General features: G+C 60.8%; 13 protein-coding genes. 10 read left to right on the top strand and 3 right to left on the bottom strand.

Annotated elements, in window-relative coordinates:
- Positions 1-370 precede the first annotated feature (370 nt).
- The 7 genes from HYPMC_RS04520 to HYPMC_RS04490 all read left to right on the top strand — a co-directional run bounded on the left by HYPMC_RS04520 (position 371) and on the right by HYPMC_RS04490 (position 8,543).
- Positions 371-1,105, top strand: a complete 735-nt coding sequence (locus tag HYPMC_RS04520; protein WP_244420976.1) for an SDR family NAD(P)-dependent oxidoreductase — start codon at positions 371-373, stop codon at positions 1,103-1,105.
- A gap of 80 nt (positions 1,106-1,185) precedes the next feature.
- Positions 1,186-2,091 carry a LysR family transcriptional regulator gene (locus HYPMC_RS04515; protein WP_013946618.1) on the top strand — a complete coding sequence of 302 codons (906 nt, stop codon included), beginning with the start codon at positions 1,186-1,188 and terminating at the stop codon, positions 2,089-2,091.
- Between the two features lie 203 nt (positions 2,092-2,294).
- Positions 2,295-2,822, top strand: a complete 528-nt coding sequence (locus tag HYPMC_RS04510) for a formate dehydrogenase subunit gamma (protein WP_013946617.1) — start codon at positions 2,295-2,297, stop codon at positions 2,820-2,822.
- Complete coding sequence (locus tag HYPMC_RS04505; protein WP_013946616.1) at positions 2,819-4,384, top strand: NADH-quinone oxidoreductase subunit NuoF; 1,566 nt, start codon at positions 2,819-2,821, stop codon at positions 4,382-4,384. The genes HYPMC_RS04510 and HYPMC_RS04505 overlap by 4 nt, the downstream gene beginning before the upstream one ends.
- Before the next feature lie 57 nt (positions 4,385-4,441).
- Complete coding sequence (fdhF, locus tag HYPMC_RS04500) at positions 4,442-7,339, top strand: formate dehydrogenase subunit alpha (RefSeq protein WP_024275502.1); 2,898 nt, start codon at positions 4,442-4,444, stop codon at positions 7,337-7,339.
- Between the two features lie 36 nt (positions 7,340-7,375).
- Positions 7,376-8,194 carry a formate dehydrogenase accessory sulfurtransferase FdhD gene (fdhD, locus tag HYPMC_RS04495; RefSeq protein WP_013946614.1) on the top strand — a complete coding sequence of 273 codons (819 nt, stop codon included), beginning with the start codon at positions 7,376-7,378 and terminating at the stop codon, positions 8,192-8,194.
- A gap of 37 nt (positions 8,195-8,231) precedes the next feature.
- A complete protein-coding gene (locus HYPMC_RS04490) occupies positions 8,232-8,543 on the top strand; it encodes a formate dehydrogenase subunit delta (RefSeq protein WP_013946613.1) in 312 nt (103 codons plus the stop codon).
- Positions 8,544-8,625: 82 nt separating this feature from the next.
- On the opposite strand, the gene HYPMC_RS04485 is transcribed toward HYPMC_RS04490, so the two are convergent.
- Entirely contained in the window at positions 8,626-10,710 is a 2,085-nt protein-coding gene (locus HYPMC_RS04485) for an elongation factor G (RefSeq protein ID WP_013946612.1), read from the bottom strand.
- Between the two features lie 360 nt (positions 10,711-11,070).
- Here HYPMC_RS04485 and HYPMC_RS04480 point away from each other — a divergent pair, with 360 nt between their 5' ends.
- On the top strand, positions 11,071-11,319 hold the full coding sequence (locus HYPMC_RS04480; protein ID WP_024275499.1) for a hypothetical protein: 249 nt from the start codon (positions 11,071-11,073) through the stop codon (positions 11,317-11,319).
- Positions 11,320-11,403: 84 nt separating this feature from the next.
- On the opposite strand, the gene HYPMC_RS04475 is transcribed toward HYPMC_RS04480, so the two are convergent.
- Complete coding sequence (locus HYPMC_RS04475) at positions 11,404-12,606, bottom strand: pyridoxal phosphate-dependent aminotransferase (protein WP_013946610.1); 1,203 nt, start codon at positions 12,604-12,606, stop codon at positions 11,404-11,406.
- Between the two features lie 304 nt (positions 12,607-12,910).
- Here HYPMC_RS04475 and HYPMC_RS04470 point away from each other — a divergent pair, with 304 nt between their 5' ends.
- Both HYPMC_RS04470 and HYPMC_RS04465 read left to right on the top strand, forming a co-directional pair.
- The gene (locus HYPMC_RS04470; RefSeq protein WP_013946609.1) at positions 12,911-13,339 is read left to right on the top strand and encodes a hypothetical protein; all 429 of its coding nucleotides are present in this window, start codon (positions 12,911-12,913) and stop codon (positions 13,337-13,339) included.
- Between the two features lie 125 nt (positions 13,340-13,464).
- Positions 13,465-13,974 (top strand): hypothetical protein, encoded by a 510-nt coding sequence (locus tag HYPMC_RS04465; RefSeq protein WP_013946608.1) that lies wholly within the window; start codon positions 13,465-13,467, stop codon positions 13,972-13,974.
- Between the two features lie 47 nt (positions 13,975-14,021).
- Here the strand turns inward: HYPMC_RS04465 and HYPMC_RS04460 are convergent, their stop codons facing one another.
- Positions 14,022-14,753, bottom strand: a complete 732-nt coding sequence (locus tag HYPMC_RS04460) for an SDR family NAD(P)-dependent oxidoreductase (protein ID WP_013946607.1) — start codon at positions 14,751-14,753, stop codon at positions 14,022-14,024.
- Positions 14,754-14,809 lie beyond the last annotated feature (56 nt).

Here is a 14,809-nt window from a genome sequence, read left to right as displayed (position 1 = left end):
GACACTGGCTTGCGGCTTCGAGTTGTCCTGTTTTGTCATCTTATCCAAGCAGCTAGTCGATTCGTCAGTCTCAACCTTCGCAGAGGCGTGAAACGCGGCGCAACGTGCGCGCCTCGAACTATCACCACCTTTTCCACCCTCTGCCCGCACTAAGGGCAGATCGATGCCTGTGCGGGGCGTCAGGGTCACAGACTTATAACGCGTGACGCGGTGCATAGTCTCAAAAGCGCCCTTGACCCGTCTCCCCCAAACCCGAATCGGCTGGCTGTTTAGGTCTCGTTAGGCGAATCGGCGTGCTATCATCCTGCCGACGGCGCCTCTCGCGTTCGCCGGTTCAGCGTGTTGTCAGGAGGGGAAGAGCGCCATGTACATGGATCGAGTAGGTACCAGCGTCGAAGAAGAAGTCTCGAGTGAGTTATCGCGGGCGCGCATCCTAATCACCGGTCTGACCGGAAACTCGGGCATCGACGTCGCCCGGACATTCGCCGATCTCAACGTCCGCCTTGTCGTCCATACCGCCGAGTTGTCGCCAGAACTCGTCGAGTTGTTCGCCTTCCTGTCCCAGAGCGCAAGCGAGATTCGCCTCCATACTCTCGATATTTCGACTGCAAATTCCGCGGCGCGCTTCGCCCAGACCTCGGCTCAGGCCTTTGGCGGGCTCGACGCCGCCATCAACATGACGTCGATTTCGGCCGACGAGATCAATGCCATCGCCGACGATGCCGATCTCGAAGCCCTTATAGAGTCAAAGCTCGCACCCCTCGCCCAGCTCACCCGGGTGATCGCCAATCGCATGTGCCTCGTCATGAGCGAAGGCCTCGTCCTCAACGTCGTCAACATGCCCGAACCCCGCGATGCCCGCTCGGCCGCGATCTGCGGCGTCATCCGGACGGCGCTCGCCGCGATGATCGCGCAGGAAGCCCGCGCCTGGGCTGATAAGGGCGTTCGCATTAACGGTGTCGGGCCCCGCGCCTTCTTCGACGGCCGCGCCGGAGCCTATCTCGCCAGCGAACCCGATGTCGCCTCTCTCGCGCTGCACCTGGCTTCCCGCCGCCGCCGCGCACTCTCGGGCCACGTCTTCGACGCCACCGGCATTGACGGCTGAAACACAGCCGTCAGCGCGCGATTTGCTTTTGCCCAGCGAAACCCCGATAACCGGCGCTCTCTCAAGCGAGAGCGTCGAAAATGGATATCCGCCAGCTCCAATATCTCGTTGCACTGGCGCGCGAAAAGCATTTCACGCGCGCTGCCCAGGCCTGCAACGTCACGCAGCCGACGCTCTCTGGCCGCATCCGCCAGCTTGAGCTTGAACTCGGCGTGCCCATCGTCGAACGCGGCCAACGCTATCAGGGTCTGACGCAAGAAGGTGAACGCGTCCTCAAATGGGCGCAGCTCATTCTCAACAATTGGGCCTCGATGCATCAGGAGCTGGCGCAGCTTGCGATCAGCGATTTCGGCCTGACTGGCCGCTTGGTCCTCGGCGCGATCCCGTCGGCGCTGCCGATTCTGCCCTATCTGACGCGCGACGTGCAGCGCCTACATCCGCAGATCAACTTCACGATCATGTCGATGAGTTCCGAGGAAATCCTGCGCGGGCTCAACGAGTATACGATCGATGCCGGGATCAGTTACCTCGACAACGAGCCGATCAATGGCCTCGTCGCCACCCCGCTCTACGTCGAGCGCTATTGCCTTTTCGTTCCAGAAGATCATCCGATGGCCGAGCGCGAGACGGTGAGCTGGCGCGACGCCGCCGAGTTGCCGCTGGGCCTGCTGACCCCAAACATGCAGAACCGGCGCATCATTGACCACGCGTTCGAGGCAGCCGGCCGCCACCCAGAACCGGCGCTCGAAACGAACTCCGTGATCAATCTCTATTCCAACGTCCGCCTCATGGGGCTGGCGAGCGTCATGCCCCACTATCTGTTGAATCTCTTGGGCGACGATCCCGGCATCCGAGCCATTCCTCTTGTAGATCCTGAGGTGGCGCACAGCGTCGGCATGATCACACAGGATCGTGATCCCGTTGCACCGCTCGTACGGGCCTTCAGAGAGGCCGCGACCGCTCTTTCTACAAAACGCATTTCCTGAAATTTTCCGGCTACTTAGCCCGAAAAAATGCTCAAAACTGTGCCATTCGGCCCAGTTTTTGCACCGCATCATTGACGGCGTCTATAGAGATATCGACTATATCGATTTGAACCGAGGTGCGGATTGAACCACTTAACCGTTTATGCGGCAAAGTGCGCACTGCGGCACGAAAGACCGCCAACAATACCGAGGAAACGCCACGCATGGCGAAGAAAGCCAGTCAAAACAACGGCACTTCGACGGCGCCAACGCCAGTCATGGACCCCGCTGAGGTCGCGGCCTTGGCGGTATGCGCCCGTCACGGCAACAAGCCCGACGAGCTCCTGGAGATTTTTCACGAGTTGCAGCATCAGCTTGGCTACGTGCCGGATGCGACGCTGCCGGTGATCGCCAAGGCACTGAACCGCTCCCGCGCCGAGGTCTACGGCGTGTTGACCTTCTATCACGAATTCAAACGCCATCCCGTCGGCCGCCACGTCGTCAAGATCTGCCGCGCCGAGGCCTGCCAATCGATGGGCACTGAGAAGCTCTGTCAGCACGCAGAGCAATCGCTTGGCACCAAACTCGGCGGCACCACCGCCGACGGTTCGGTCACCATCGAACAGGTCTTCTGCCTTGGGAATTGCGCGCTATCGCCGGCCATCATGGTCGGCGAAAAACTTTATGGCATGGTCGATTCCAAGCGTTTCGACGAAATCATCGGCGCTCTCGACAAGGAAGCTGCAGAATGATCAGGGTCTTCGTTCCAAGAGACGCTGCAGCGCTCTCCGTCGGCGCCGACGAAGTCGCAGCTGCGATCACCAAAGAGGCAAAATCTCGCAACCTCGATATTCAGGTCGTCCGCAACGGTTCGCGCGGCATGCTCTTTCTTGAGCCGCTCGTTGAGGTCGATATGCCGGGCGGCCGCGTCGCCTACGGTCCGGTGACGCCGGGCGATGTCGCGGGCCTTTTCGAAGCTGGCTTCCTCGAAGGCAAATCCCATCGTCTCGGCCACGGCCGGACTGAAGAGATTCCCTACTTCAAGAACCAGGAACGGCTGACGTTTGCGCGTTGCGGCATTACCGATCCGCTTTCCATCGAAGATTATCGTACCCACGGCGGCTATGAGGGGCTTGCCAAAGCCTTGCAGATGAAGCCGCTGGATATCGTCACCGAAGTGACGACGTCGGGTCTTCGCGGCCGCGGCGGCGCAGGCTTCCCGACCGGCATCAAGTGGAAGACGGTTCACGACCTGCCGCCGGGCGAAAAGTACGTTGTCTGCAACGCCGACGAAGGCGACAGCGGCACCTTCGCCGACCGCATGCTGATGGAAGGCGATCCCTTCTGCCTGATCGAAGGCATGACTATCGCCGCTGTCGCGGGCGGTGCCCAGAAGGGCTACATCTACGTGCGTTCCGAATATCCCCATTCGGTGCACGTGCTGCGCGAAGCCATCGAAATCGCACGCCAAGCCAATTGGCTCGGCAATAACATCCAGGGCACGAACTATTCGTTCGATCTCTTCGTCCGGATGGGTGCCGGCGCTTACATCTGCGGCGAGGAAACGTCGATGCTCGAAAGCATCGAGGGCAAACGCGGCATCGTTCGCTACAAGCCGCCGATCCCCGCCATCGAAGGCCTGTTCGGCAAGCCGAGCATCATCAACAACGTGATGAGCTTCGCGGCCGTGCCAATCATCCTGTCCAAGGGCGGCGAGTTCTATAAGAACTACGGCGTCGGCCGCTCGCGCGGCACGCTCGCCTTCCAGCTCGGCGGCAACATCAAGCAGGGCGGCCTCGTCGAGAAGGCGTTCGGCGTCACCACGCGTCAGTTGATCGAAGACTGGGGCGGCGGCACCGCAACGGGACGTCCCGTCCGCGCTGTCCAGGTCGGTGGTCCGCTCGGTGCCTACATCCCGGCATCGAAGTTCGACGTGCCGATGGATTACGAGGAATTCGCCAAAGTCGACGCCATGGTCGGCCACGGCGGCCTTGTCGTTTTCGACGACACGGTCGACATGGCAAAGCAAGCACGTTTCGCGATGGAATTCTGCGCGATCGAAAGCTGCGGCAAGTGCACGCCGTGCCGGATCGGCTCGACGCGCGGCGTCGAGGTGATCGACCGCATCATCGACGACGTCGATCGCGACAAGAACTTGGCGCTGCTCGAAGACTTGTGCGTGACCATGACGGACGGCTCGCTCTGCGCGATGGGCGGCCTCACACCGTTCCCCGTCATGAGTGCGTTGCGGGGCTTTCCGGAAGACTTCCACAAGCCGTCGACGAATAAATTTCTCGCAGATGCCGCAGAGTAAATTTCCAGAATCAGCTGACCTCCAAGAGGACGCTCGATGAACCAACATATCAAGCCGATGACTCTCATCAAAGAGACCGACTTCGGCACGCCGACACCAGATGTCCACGAAGCCACCAAGATGGTGACGCTCGAAATCGATGGCAGCGAGATCACGGTGCCCGAAGGCACGTCGATCATGAACGCCGCAATGCAGCTCGGCATCCAGATCCCGAAGCTCTGCGCCACCGATAGCCTCGACCCCTGGGGTTCGTGCCGCCTCTGCTTGTGCGAGATCGAGGGCCGCAAAGGAACGCCAGCGTCCTGCACGACGCCCGTCGCGCCCGGCATCAAGGTCACGACGCAAAATGCTCGTCTCGCCAACCTCCGCCGTGGCGTGATGGAGCTTTACATCTCCGACCATCCGCTTGACTGCCTAACCTGCGGCGCCAACGGCGACTGCGAGTTGCAGGACATGGCGGGTGCAGTCGGCCTGCGCGAAGTCCGCTACGGCTACGACGGCGAGAACCACGTCTTCGCCAAAACGAAAGACGGCGAAGCCAACGACCGCTTCAAGGCGAAAGACAAGTCGAACCCCTACTTCCAGTTCGATCCGTCGAAGTGCATCGTCTGCTCGCGCTGCGTTCGCGCTTGCGAGGAAGTGCAGGGCACGTTCGCCTTGACGATCGACGGCCGCGGTTTCGCTTCTCACGTTTCTGCCGGCATGGACGAAGAATTCCTGTCGTCGGAATGCGTCTCCTGCGGCGCCTGCGTCCAGGCTTGCCCGACAGCAACGCTCATCGAGAAGTCCGTTCTTGATCACGGTCAGCCCGAGCATTCGCTCGTCACAACGTGCGCTTATTGCGGCGTCGGCTGCTCGTTCAAGGCTGAAATGCGCGGCGAGGAAGTCGTCCGCATGATGCCCTACAAGGACGGCGGCGCCAACGAAGGCCATTCCTGCGTCAAGGGCCGCTTCGCGTTCGGTTACGCGACGCACAAGGATCGCGTGTTGACGCCGATGATCCGCGAAAAGATCACCGATCCGTGGCAGGCTGTGTCGTGGGATGAAGCCATCAACTATGCCGCGAAGCGTCTCAAGGACACGCAAGAGAAATACGGCAAGGATTCCATCGGCGGCATCACTTCCTCGCGCACCACGAACGAGGAAGTCTACGCCGTGCAGCGTCTGGTTCGTGGTGCCTTCCGCACCAACAACATCGACACCTGCGCCCGGGTCTGCCACTCGCCGACGGGCTACGGCTTGAAGCAGACGTTCGGTGAATCCGCCGGAACGCAAGACTTCAAGAGCGTCGATAAGACCGACGTCATCATGGTCGTCGGCGCCAACCCGACCGACGGTCACCCCGTCTTTGGTTCGCGCATGAAGAAGCGCATCCGCGAAGGCGCCAAGCTGATTGTCGTCGATCCGCGTCGCACAGATATCGTGCGCTCGCCGCACGTTGAGGCGGCCTACCATCTTCAGCTTCAACCCTCGACCAACGTCGCGGTCATGAACGCGATGGGTCACGTCATCGCGACCGAAAACTTGATCGACACCAAGTTCGTCAAGCGCCGTTGCGAACCTGCTGATTTCTATCGCTGGGAAGAATTCATCAAGCGCCCTGAAAATTCCCCCGAAGCGACCGAGCACATTACCGGCGTTCCGGCGCAAATGGTTCGCGAAGCCGCGCGCCTTTTTGCGACCGGCGGCAACGCTGCGATTTACTACGGCCTCGGCGTCACCGAGCACAGCCAAGGCTCGACGATGGTTATGGCCATGGCCAACATCGCGATGGCAACCGGCAACATCGGCCGCGAAGGCGTCGGCGTGAACCCGTTGCGCGGTCAGAACAACGTGCAGGGCTCGTGCGATATGGGCTCGTTCCCGCACGAGTTCCCCGGTTACCGCCACGTCTCGAACGCCGAAGTACGTACGATCTTCGAGAAGGAATGGAACACCAAGCTCGATCCGGAACCGGGTCTGCGTCTTCCCAACATGTTCGACGCAGCCTCTGACGGCACGTTCATGGGCATGTTCATCCAGGGCGAAGACATCGCTCAGTCGGATCCGAACACGCATCACGTCGAGCACGCGCTGGAATCGATGGACATCGTCATCGTACAGGACTTGTTCCTGAACGAGACGGCCGCCTTCGCTCACGTCTTCCTGCCCGGCACGTCGTTCCTTGAAAAGGACGGCACGTTCACGAACGCCGAGCGGCGCATCAACCGCGTCCGTAAGGTCATGCGCGAAAAACAGGGCATGGCGGAATGGGAGGTCATCTCGCGCCTCTCAACGGCGATGGGCCATCCGATGCATTACAATTCGGCGTCGGAAATCATGGACGAGATCGCCCGCGTCACGCCGACCTTCGAAGGCGTCTCGTTCGACCGCATCGACGAACTGGGCTCCATCCAGTGGCCGTGCAACGAAGAACATCCGGTCGGCACGCCCGTCATGCACACGGACGAGTTCACGCGCGGCAAGGGCCGCTTCATGCTGACGGGCTTCGTCCCGACGGCCGAGCGCACCAACCGCAACTTCCCGCTGATCCTGACGACCGGACGTATCCTGTCGCAGTACAATGTCGGTGCTCAGACCCGGCGCACCGAGAACGTCGCGTGGCACCCGGAGGACATCCTCGAACTTCATCCGCACGACGCGGAAGTGCGTGGCATCAAGAGCGGCATGAAAGTGTCTCTTGCAAGCCGCGTCGGCGCCACCACGTTAACGGCAAAGGTCTCGGATCGCATGCCGCAAGGCGTCGTCTATACGACCTTCCACCACCCCGTGACCGGCGCCAACGTCATCACTACGGAAAACTCGGACTGGGCGACCAACTGCCCCGAGTATAAGGTGACGGCGGTCCAGGTCCACGTCTCCAACCACCCGTCAGAGTGGCAGGAGGAATGGCAGGAGCGCGAGTTCGAGAACAAGCGCATCGCCAAGGACAAGAAACTGGAGCCGGCGGAGTAACGTCCTCTTAGCCGGCCCTCCCGGAGTTTGACCGCAATGAACGTCGTGCCCAAAGCCGTATCTCAGCCAACGGGCGGCGCGGACCTGTGTTCGCGCCCTGCCTTCGGCGAGCAGACAACGGCGTCAGGCACGCAGGCGATCACGTGGCAACTGCCTGAGGAAACGCCGGTTGCGTTGCAGATCAACTCGGTGCCTTACACCGTGATGATGTCGACGCCGGCAAACCTGCGCGACTTCGCCATCGGCTTTCTCGTCGGCGAAGGCATCGTTCCCGATCCAAGCAAAATCCAGGGCGTCCTGGTAATGCCGGTCGACGGCGGCATGGCAGTTGACGTCGCCGTGCCGGAAGACGCAATCGACTCGACGCGCCTGTCGCGACGCACGATCGAAGCCCGCACCGGATGCGGCCTGTGCGGCGTCGAAGAAATCGAGTCCGCCGTTCGTCCGCTGAAACCGGTGCATCGTTCGTGGGCGCCTTCGCCGGATGCCATCCGCCGCGCCGCGCAGAACTTATCGGATCAGCAGCCGATGAACCGCTTCAACCGCTCCGTCCACGGCGCGGCTTGGGTGTCGAAGGACGGGGAAATCAAGCTCGTCCGCGAAGATGTCGGCCGCCACAACGCGCTCGATAAGCTCGTCGGCGCGCTTTACACGCAGAACATCGACCGCAGCGAAGGCTTTGTGCTGATGACCAGCCGCTGCAGCTTCGAGCTTGTACAGAAAACCGTCACGGCAGGCATCGGTGCGCTCGTCACCGTCTCGGCGCCGACCGCACTCGCCCTTGAATTGGCGACGAACGCCAATCTCTTCCTCGCCGCGCTCGGCCCTGGCGGCCCTGTCATCTTTAATCGTTGAACGCTTTCCCATCCAACAACCAGAAAATCACCTGACGATGCAAAGCTCCGACATCATCCGCATGACCAATCAAATTGCCGCTTATTTCGAGTCGTATCCGAAGCAGGAAGCGATCGACGGCATCGCGATGCACATCCACAATTTCTGGGAACCGCGGATGCGCAACGAGTTGAAGGCCTACATCGACGCTGGCGGAAAAGATCTCTCGCCTCTCTTCCTCGAAGCCATGGCTGCTTATTACAAAGGCCCGAAATCGCCGGTGAAGCAGGCCGTCGTGCAGAACAAAGACAAAGTCGCGCCGAAAGGCGCTATGCCGAGCACCGCCAGCGGCGGCGGTGACGCGGGCTAAGACTTCAGACCTCCCCAAGACACAGCACTAAAAAAGGCAGCGTGTTGTTCCACGCCGCCTTTTAAGTTTCGAACGTGGCAAATTACTCTGCAGCGGCCCGGCTTGCAGCCAGCACCTGATCGCGCAGCCGCCCGGACACTTCCGCCAGGTGATCGAACCCGAATGTAAACGAGCCGACACCCGCGGTCGCTGATCTCAAATCAATGATCAGGTTGTCCATTTCCGCTTCCGGAATATGTGCCTCGATCACATCCCATCCCGGCCAGCCCGAACGCGCATCGAACCCCAGGATCTGCCCGCGCCGTTGCGAGATGATACCGTTGATCCGCGCGTTCGCCTCTGAGGGCACGGCAATCGACACGGCCATGATCGGTTCGAGCAGCACCGGATTGCACTTCGGCATGCCTTCCGTCATCGCCAATCGTCCGGCCTGACGAAACGCCATGTCGGAAGAATCGACCGAATGGAATGAGCCGTCCGTCAGCGTCACCGCGACATCGACCACCGGAAACCCGAGCGGCCCCTCAGTCAGATAATCGCGCACGCCGATCTCGACCGAAGGAATGAAATTCTTCGGAATGACGCCGCCCGTGATCTTGTCGTCGAACGCAACTCCACTTGATCGCGGCATCGGTCGGATGTCGAGTTTCACGTCGCCGAACTGCCCGTGACCGCCCGATTGCTTCTTGTGCCGCGCCCGCACCTCCGTCGCCGTGCGGATCGTCTCCTTGTAGCCGACGCGTCGCTTCTCGCGCGTAACGTCGATGCCGTACTTGCGCATCAAGCGTTCAAGCGCCACGCGCAAATGCATCTCGCCCTGCCCATGCAGCAGGATTTGATGCATGTCGGCGTTGTGCTCAAGCGTCAGCGAGGGATCTTCGTCCGTCAGCTTCGCAACGGCCGATGACAGCTTCACTTCGTCCTTTCGATCCTTGAGGCCGAGACCGATGGCAAGCGCCGCCTGTGGAGCTTTCGCCACGGCGACCTGCGCCGCCGCCGACTTTCCAACCGCAATCGTCTCGCCGGACCGGATGGAATCGAGCCGTCCCAGCGCCACCGTTTCTCCGGCTTTCGCCGTTCCACGCTTCGAAGTTTCTTCACCGCGAATGCTGAAGATGCCGGCGACACGCTCCTCCTGCCCATGCGCACCCGTCACGGTCGCTCCGTCGGCGATCTCACCGGCAAAAACGCGCGCAAACGACAGCTTACCACCCGCTTTCGTATGCACGCTCTTGAATACGTAGGCCGCAGATTTCGCACCATCGAGCTTTAGTCGCTTGGCGGTGTCTTCGACCGTCGGACATTCGTGCCGCAACACTTTCAATAGCCGGAGAATGCCGTGCCCATGCTCCGCAGAGCCGAGCAGCACCGGACATATCAATCCGTCACGCAATTCCTTCGTCAGATCCTCGAACACCCGATCATTGGGAGGCGGAATATCGACGAGCAACTGCTCCATCAGCTCGTCGTCGTAATCGGCGAGCTTTTCAAGCATCTGGAACCGCGCCTCCTTCTCGCGCGCGGCGACGGCGGAAGGCAGTTCGATAATTTTGCTTTCGGCATGCTCGCGATAGACGTAGGCGCGCTCGGACGCGAGGTCGACGAACCCCGTCGCGATGCCGTTCTCCCAGATCGGGATTTGGCGCAGAACCAACGGCTTCGCGCTCGCGGGCTGCAGGCTCGGGATGACGTCACGCACCGGCACGCTCGAGGCGTCGATCTTGTTCAGGAACAGGAGATGCGGCACCCCGGCGTCGTCGAGTTGCTTCAGGATCACCTGTAAGGCCGAGACGCGCTTGGGGTCCGGCTCGCACACCACGACGGCCATGTCGCAAGCCGGAAGCGCTAGCGCGCCCTCGTAGGCAAATTCGACCGAGCCTGGGCAATCGATGAAGGTGTATTGCTCTCCGAGGAACGAAGCCTCCGCAACGTTGAGCCCGACGCTCATTACGTGGTCGCGAGCCTCCGGCGTGCTGTCTCCCACCGTCGATTTCGCTGAGATCGATCCGGCCCGGGAAATCGTACCCGTTCGCGCCAGGATCGCTTCGAGAAGTGTCGTCTTACCGCCTGCAAAGGGTCCGATGAGCGCCACGCATCGCGCGCCCCGGACCCCGCCTCTGCCACTTTGAGTGCCGTTTCCGCCTTTTGGGCCATCTGAGCTTGTCATGATTGCCTCCGATTGCGAGGCGCGCGACCTTTACCGGCCGCACCCCGCACCTCGGAAGGGAGCGGCTCAGGAGATGCTCGCTCCAAAGATCGGACAGCACAACGATCTTCGCCGCACAGTTTTGTGAAGGCTTCTATTGCGATGCGATATGAAGACAATTCGAGGGAGATTTATTTTGCGCTGCCGAACCTACTTTGCGGCGCATGTTTGTCGAACGGAGTTCGAAAGCGAAAAATAACTTGAATAACTTTATATTCGTCGCATTGTGAACTCTTCCGGTGTTTCGCGCGTTCTAGGGGTACTGGCGAGAAATGCGGAATGGGCCAGAGGGAAATTGGCTCAGAAATGCGAGGCAAGGTTATGAGTATCGAAACACTGATGTCCGCGGCTAACGCCGCCGGATACGTCATGGCCGCCGAAGAACAACTCCCCGAGACCTTCGGCGCTGAGCCGACGGTTTTCGAATTCAAAGCGCAGCCAGCGACAGAAATCGCAATCTGGCGGCCGGTCGTCCCGGCAGTCGATGGCAAACCGATTACGAGCCAGCTCGCCCATGCTTGGGATTGGTTCGCCGAACGGTTCATGCCGCACGGCGCGACGCCAGCTTAAGGCTCTGACCCGGGGCTTCGGCACGCCACCAAGTTGCCGATCGAATTTTCGAGCGCGCGACCAAAATCGCGCGCTTTATGTTTTTCAGCTGAGATTTCCGCAGAACCGCTGGATGCGGGTACAGGCGTCCTTCAAGGACTCGGTCGAAGCCGCATAAGAAACGCGGAATGATGGCGAGCCTTCAAACGCCGCACCGTGAACCACGGCAACGCCCTCTTCTTCTAAAAGGGCCGTCACGAAAGCTTCATCGTCCTTGATGACCGTGCCGCCCTTGCTCGTCTTGCCGATCGTCGCCTTGATGCTCGGATAGACATAGAACGCGCCTTGCGGCTTCGGACACTGGATACCCTTCGCCTGGTTGAGCATGCTGACAACGAGATCGCGCCGCTCGACGAAGATCTTGTTGTTGGCAGCAATGAAGTCCTGCGGCCCGTTCAGGGCTTCGACACCCGCCCACTGCACGATCGACGAAGGGTTCGAGGTCGACTGCGACTGCAGTTTGCGCATGGCATTGATCAGGATTTCCGGCCCAGCGGCATAACCGAGGCGCCAGCCCGTCATGCAGTAAGCCTTTGACAGGCCGTTCATTGTCAGCGTCCGCTCATAGAGCTTCGGCTCGACCTGCGCCGGCGTTGCGAACTCCAGCCCATCATAAAGCAGGTGCTCGTACATATCGTCGGTCAGCACCCAGACGTGCGGGTGACGAAGAAGAACGTCCGTAATGATCTTCAGATCGGCAGCCGAATAAGCGGTGCCGGTCGGGTTCGACGGCGAGTTGAAGATGAACCACTTCGTCTTCGGCGTGATCGCCTTTTCGAGCGCATCCGCCGTCAGCTTGTAGCCGTTTTCGAGCGTCGTCTCGGCAAACACCGGCTTGCCTCCACCGAGCAGTACGATATCGGCGTAGGACACCCAGCACGGCGCCGGAATGACGACCTCATCGCCCGGATTGAGCGTCGCGAGCAGCGCATTATAGAGCACCTGCTTGCCGCCCGTGCCGACCGAAACCTGGCTCGGCTTGTAATCGAGGCCATTATCGCGCTTGAACTTCGCGACGATCGCCGCCTTGAGCTCGGGGATGCCGTCGACGTCGGTATACTTCGTTTTGCCCTCGTCGAGCGCCCGCTTGGCGGCATCCTTGATGTTCTGCGGCGTATCGAAATCCGGCTCGCCCGCGGACAGCGAGACAATGTCCCGGCCCTGCGCCTTGAGCTGGCGCGCTTTGGTCGAAACGGCGATGGTTGCGGACGGTTGGATGCGGTTCAGACTGTCGGCGATGAAGCCCATGATCAAAGCGACCTGTAAACGAGGTGGGGAAACGGACAAGACTTCCTATTTCGCAGCGGCGAGATAAGCGGCGCGGACCCTAATTGCAATGTATCCGCGCCGCAAGTCGCGCTTTTGCAGGGCTCTTATCGCCATCGTGAGGTCATGATGCAGGCGAGACACAAAGTGCGGGCGAATTCTCGCGAAACCGTATTTGATCCGCTCGCGCCACAATCCGAACCCACGTCCGCCCAGATGCAAAGGTCAACTTTGCTTTAATGGAATGTCATTACCAAGTTGATGCTGAGCGGGAGGTCTTGAGACAATGAGTGTGAGTACTGATCCGGAAACGCCTCCGCGCGCGAAAACTCGCGCTCATCCGAAATATCGCCGCCTCGTACGTCCCCTGGTGGACGCTGTCGCGGCAGGTCTCCTCTTCACGATCGTCAGTTCGACCCTGATCTGCAATCACGCCAAGGCCGGGATCGTGCCCGCAGCCTTCACCGGCGTCGCGCTGGCGGCTCAGAAATCTGCGGCTGAAAAGGCCGTCGCCCAGCCTGGTCCGCAGCCCATCGTTCAGATCGCGACCGCGACCTCCCCCGCTGACGCCGTTTACCGCCAAACGAGTGTGTCGGCCGCATGGGGCCTACTGGGAGTTGCGTTTTCGTTGATGACGGCGCTGAACTTGGCCATTCTGCGGCATCTGAAGCGCGCTTATGCGGTCCCTGCCCGGCGTTTCCCACTCACGAAATAGAGTTATTGGCCGATGTGGCGAGCAGCGCTATTGAATTGCCTTAATCTCGCCTGTACGTCTGAGGATAGCAACAAGGTTGCATTTGGACCGGTTGTTGCCCTGATAGGAATGCTGGAGACGGAAGCATGACGAAGCAGGAAGTAAGGCGCCCTCTTTGGCTGAGTTTGGCGGCCGGTTCCACGGTGGCCTTCGCCGGGTTGGCGTTATTTTTTGCTAGCAGCGAGTCGGTCCTCCGCTCGAGCTTTCAAACGGCTCTGAACGACCGCGCCGAAATTCACACCAAACAAGTCAGACAGGTCGCATCCATCGCGCCGGCGACGCCGGTTTCTGGCTCCGAAGACTTCTGGCTTTCGGCCATGCGCGACGGCACCACGCCCGTCACCAAGACGATCTCGGTCGGCGATCAGATTTCGCTGGATCTTGGCGGCGTCCATCGCACGCTTGAAGTTTCGACCGTCTCCGATTTCACGCCGCAGATCACCCAGATCGACACCTCGACGACTCCGACGCACCTCGTTCTCGTCACTGCCCGTGATCTGAACGATTCAGGAGCCCGGCCCGTCCGTTTCGTGATGGAAATTCAGCAGGGCGGATTGCCGGTCGTAGCTGGCGGACGCAGCGGCCGCACGCTCTGATTTTCGCGCTATAATTCTGATCGCACAGCTTGGTCGCCAGGCGGCGCTTACCATGCGAGCGCCTTCTTATCTTCGAAAAAGCCGCCGTTTGGGCCGTCGCTCGCAAGCGTCGCCAGCCAGATCGGCGTTTCCGCACCTTCAGCAGGCAAGCGCGGCGCTTCCGCTCCGCCCATGCCGGTCCGGACCCATCCCGGCGAGCACGCATTGATCTTCACGTCCGAGCCCGACGCAGCCGCTTCCGCCGCTGCAATGCGCGTCAGCGCATTGAGCGCCGCTTTCGAAACCCGATAAGCGGGAAATCCCGCGCCCATCCCGTTCAATTGCCCCGCCCTCGACGACATGTTGACGACCCGCCCGAACCCTCGCGCCATCATGCCCGGAACCAGCGCGCGAATGGTTGCTGAAGGCCCCAAGACATTCGTCTCCCACGTTCGCCGAAAGACACCGTCGGTCATGTCGAACAGGCTGGCAGCAAACCCGCCGGGGCCGTCGATGAGAACGGCGGCGTTATTGATGAGAATGTCGATCGGACCGTGATCGCGCGCGATGCCATCAAGCGCCTCTGGAATGCGCCGCACATCTGCCACGTCAAGCACGGCAGAAGTGACCGCCGCACCGGCCCTGCCGAACGCATCGGCTGCCTCGCGGGCTTTCTCAGTGGAACGCACACCCGCCAGCACACGCATCCCGCGCGCCGCAAGTCCGCACGCTATCGCAAAGCCGATGCCGCGATTTGCGCCCGTTACAAGCGCGAGCTTCGCGTCCTTGCCCATCGCCATGAGACCTCTCCCGGCGTTTTTTAAACTGAACATAGCGCCGGCCAAACGGCCAAACA

It is taken from the genome of Hyphomicrobium sp. MC1 (assembly GCF_000253295.1).
GTDB lineage: Bacteria > Pseudomonadota > Alphaproteobacteria > Rhizobiales > Hyphomicrobiaceae > Hyphomicrobium_B.
Note: the sequence above shows the minus strand (reverse complement) of the source record. Positions and strands in the feature narration are given on the sequence as shown.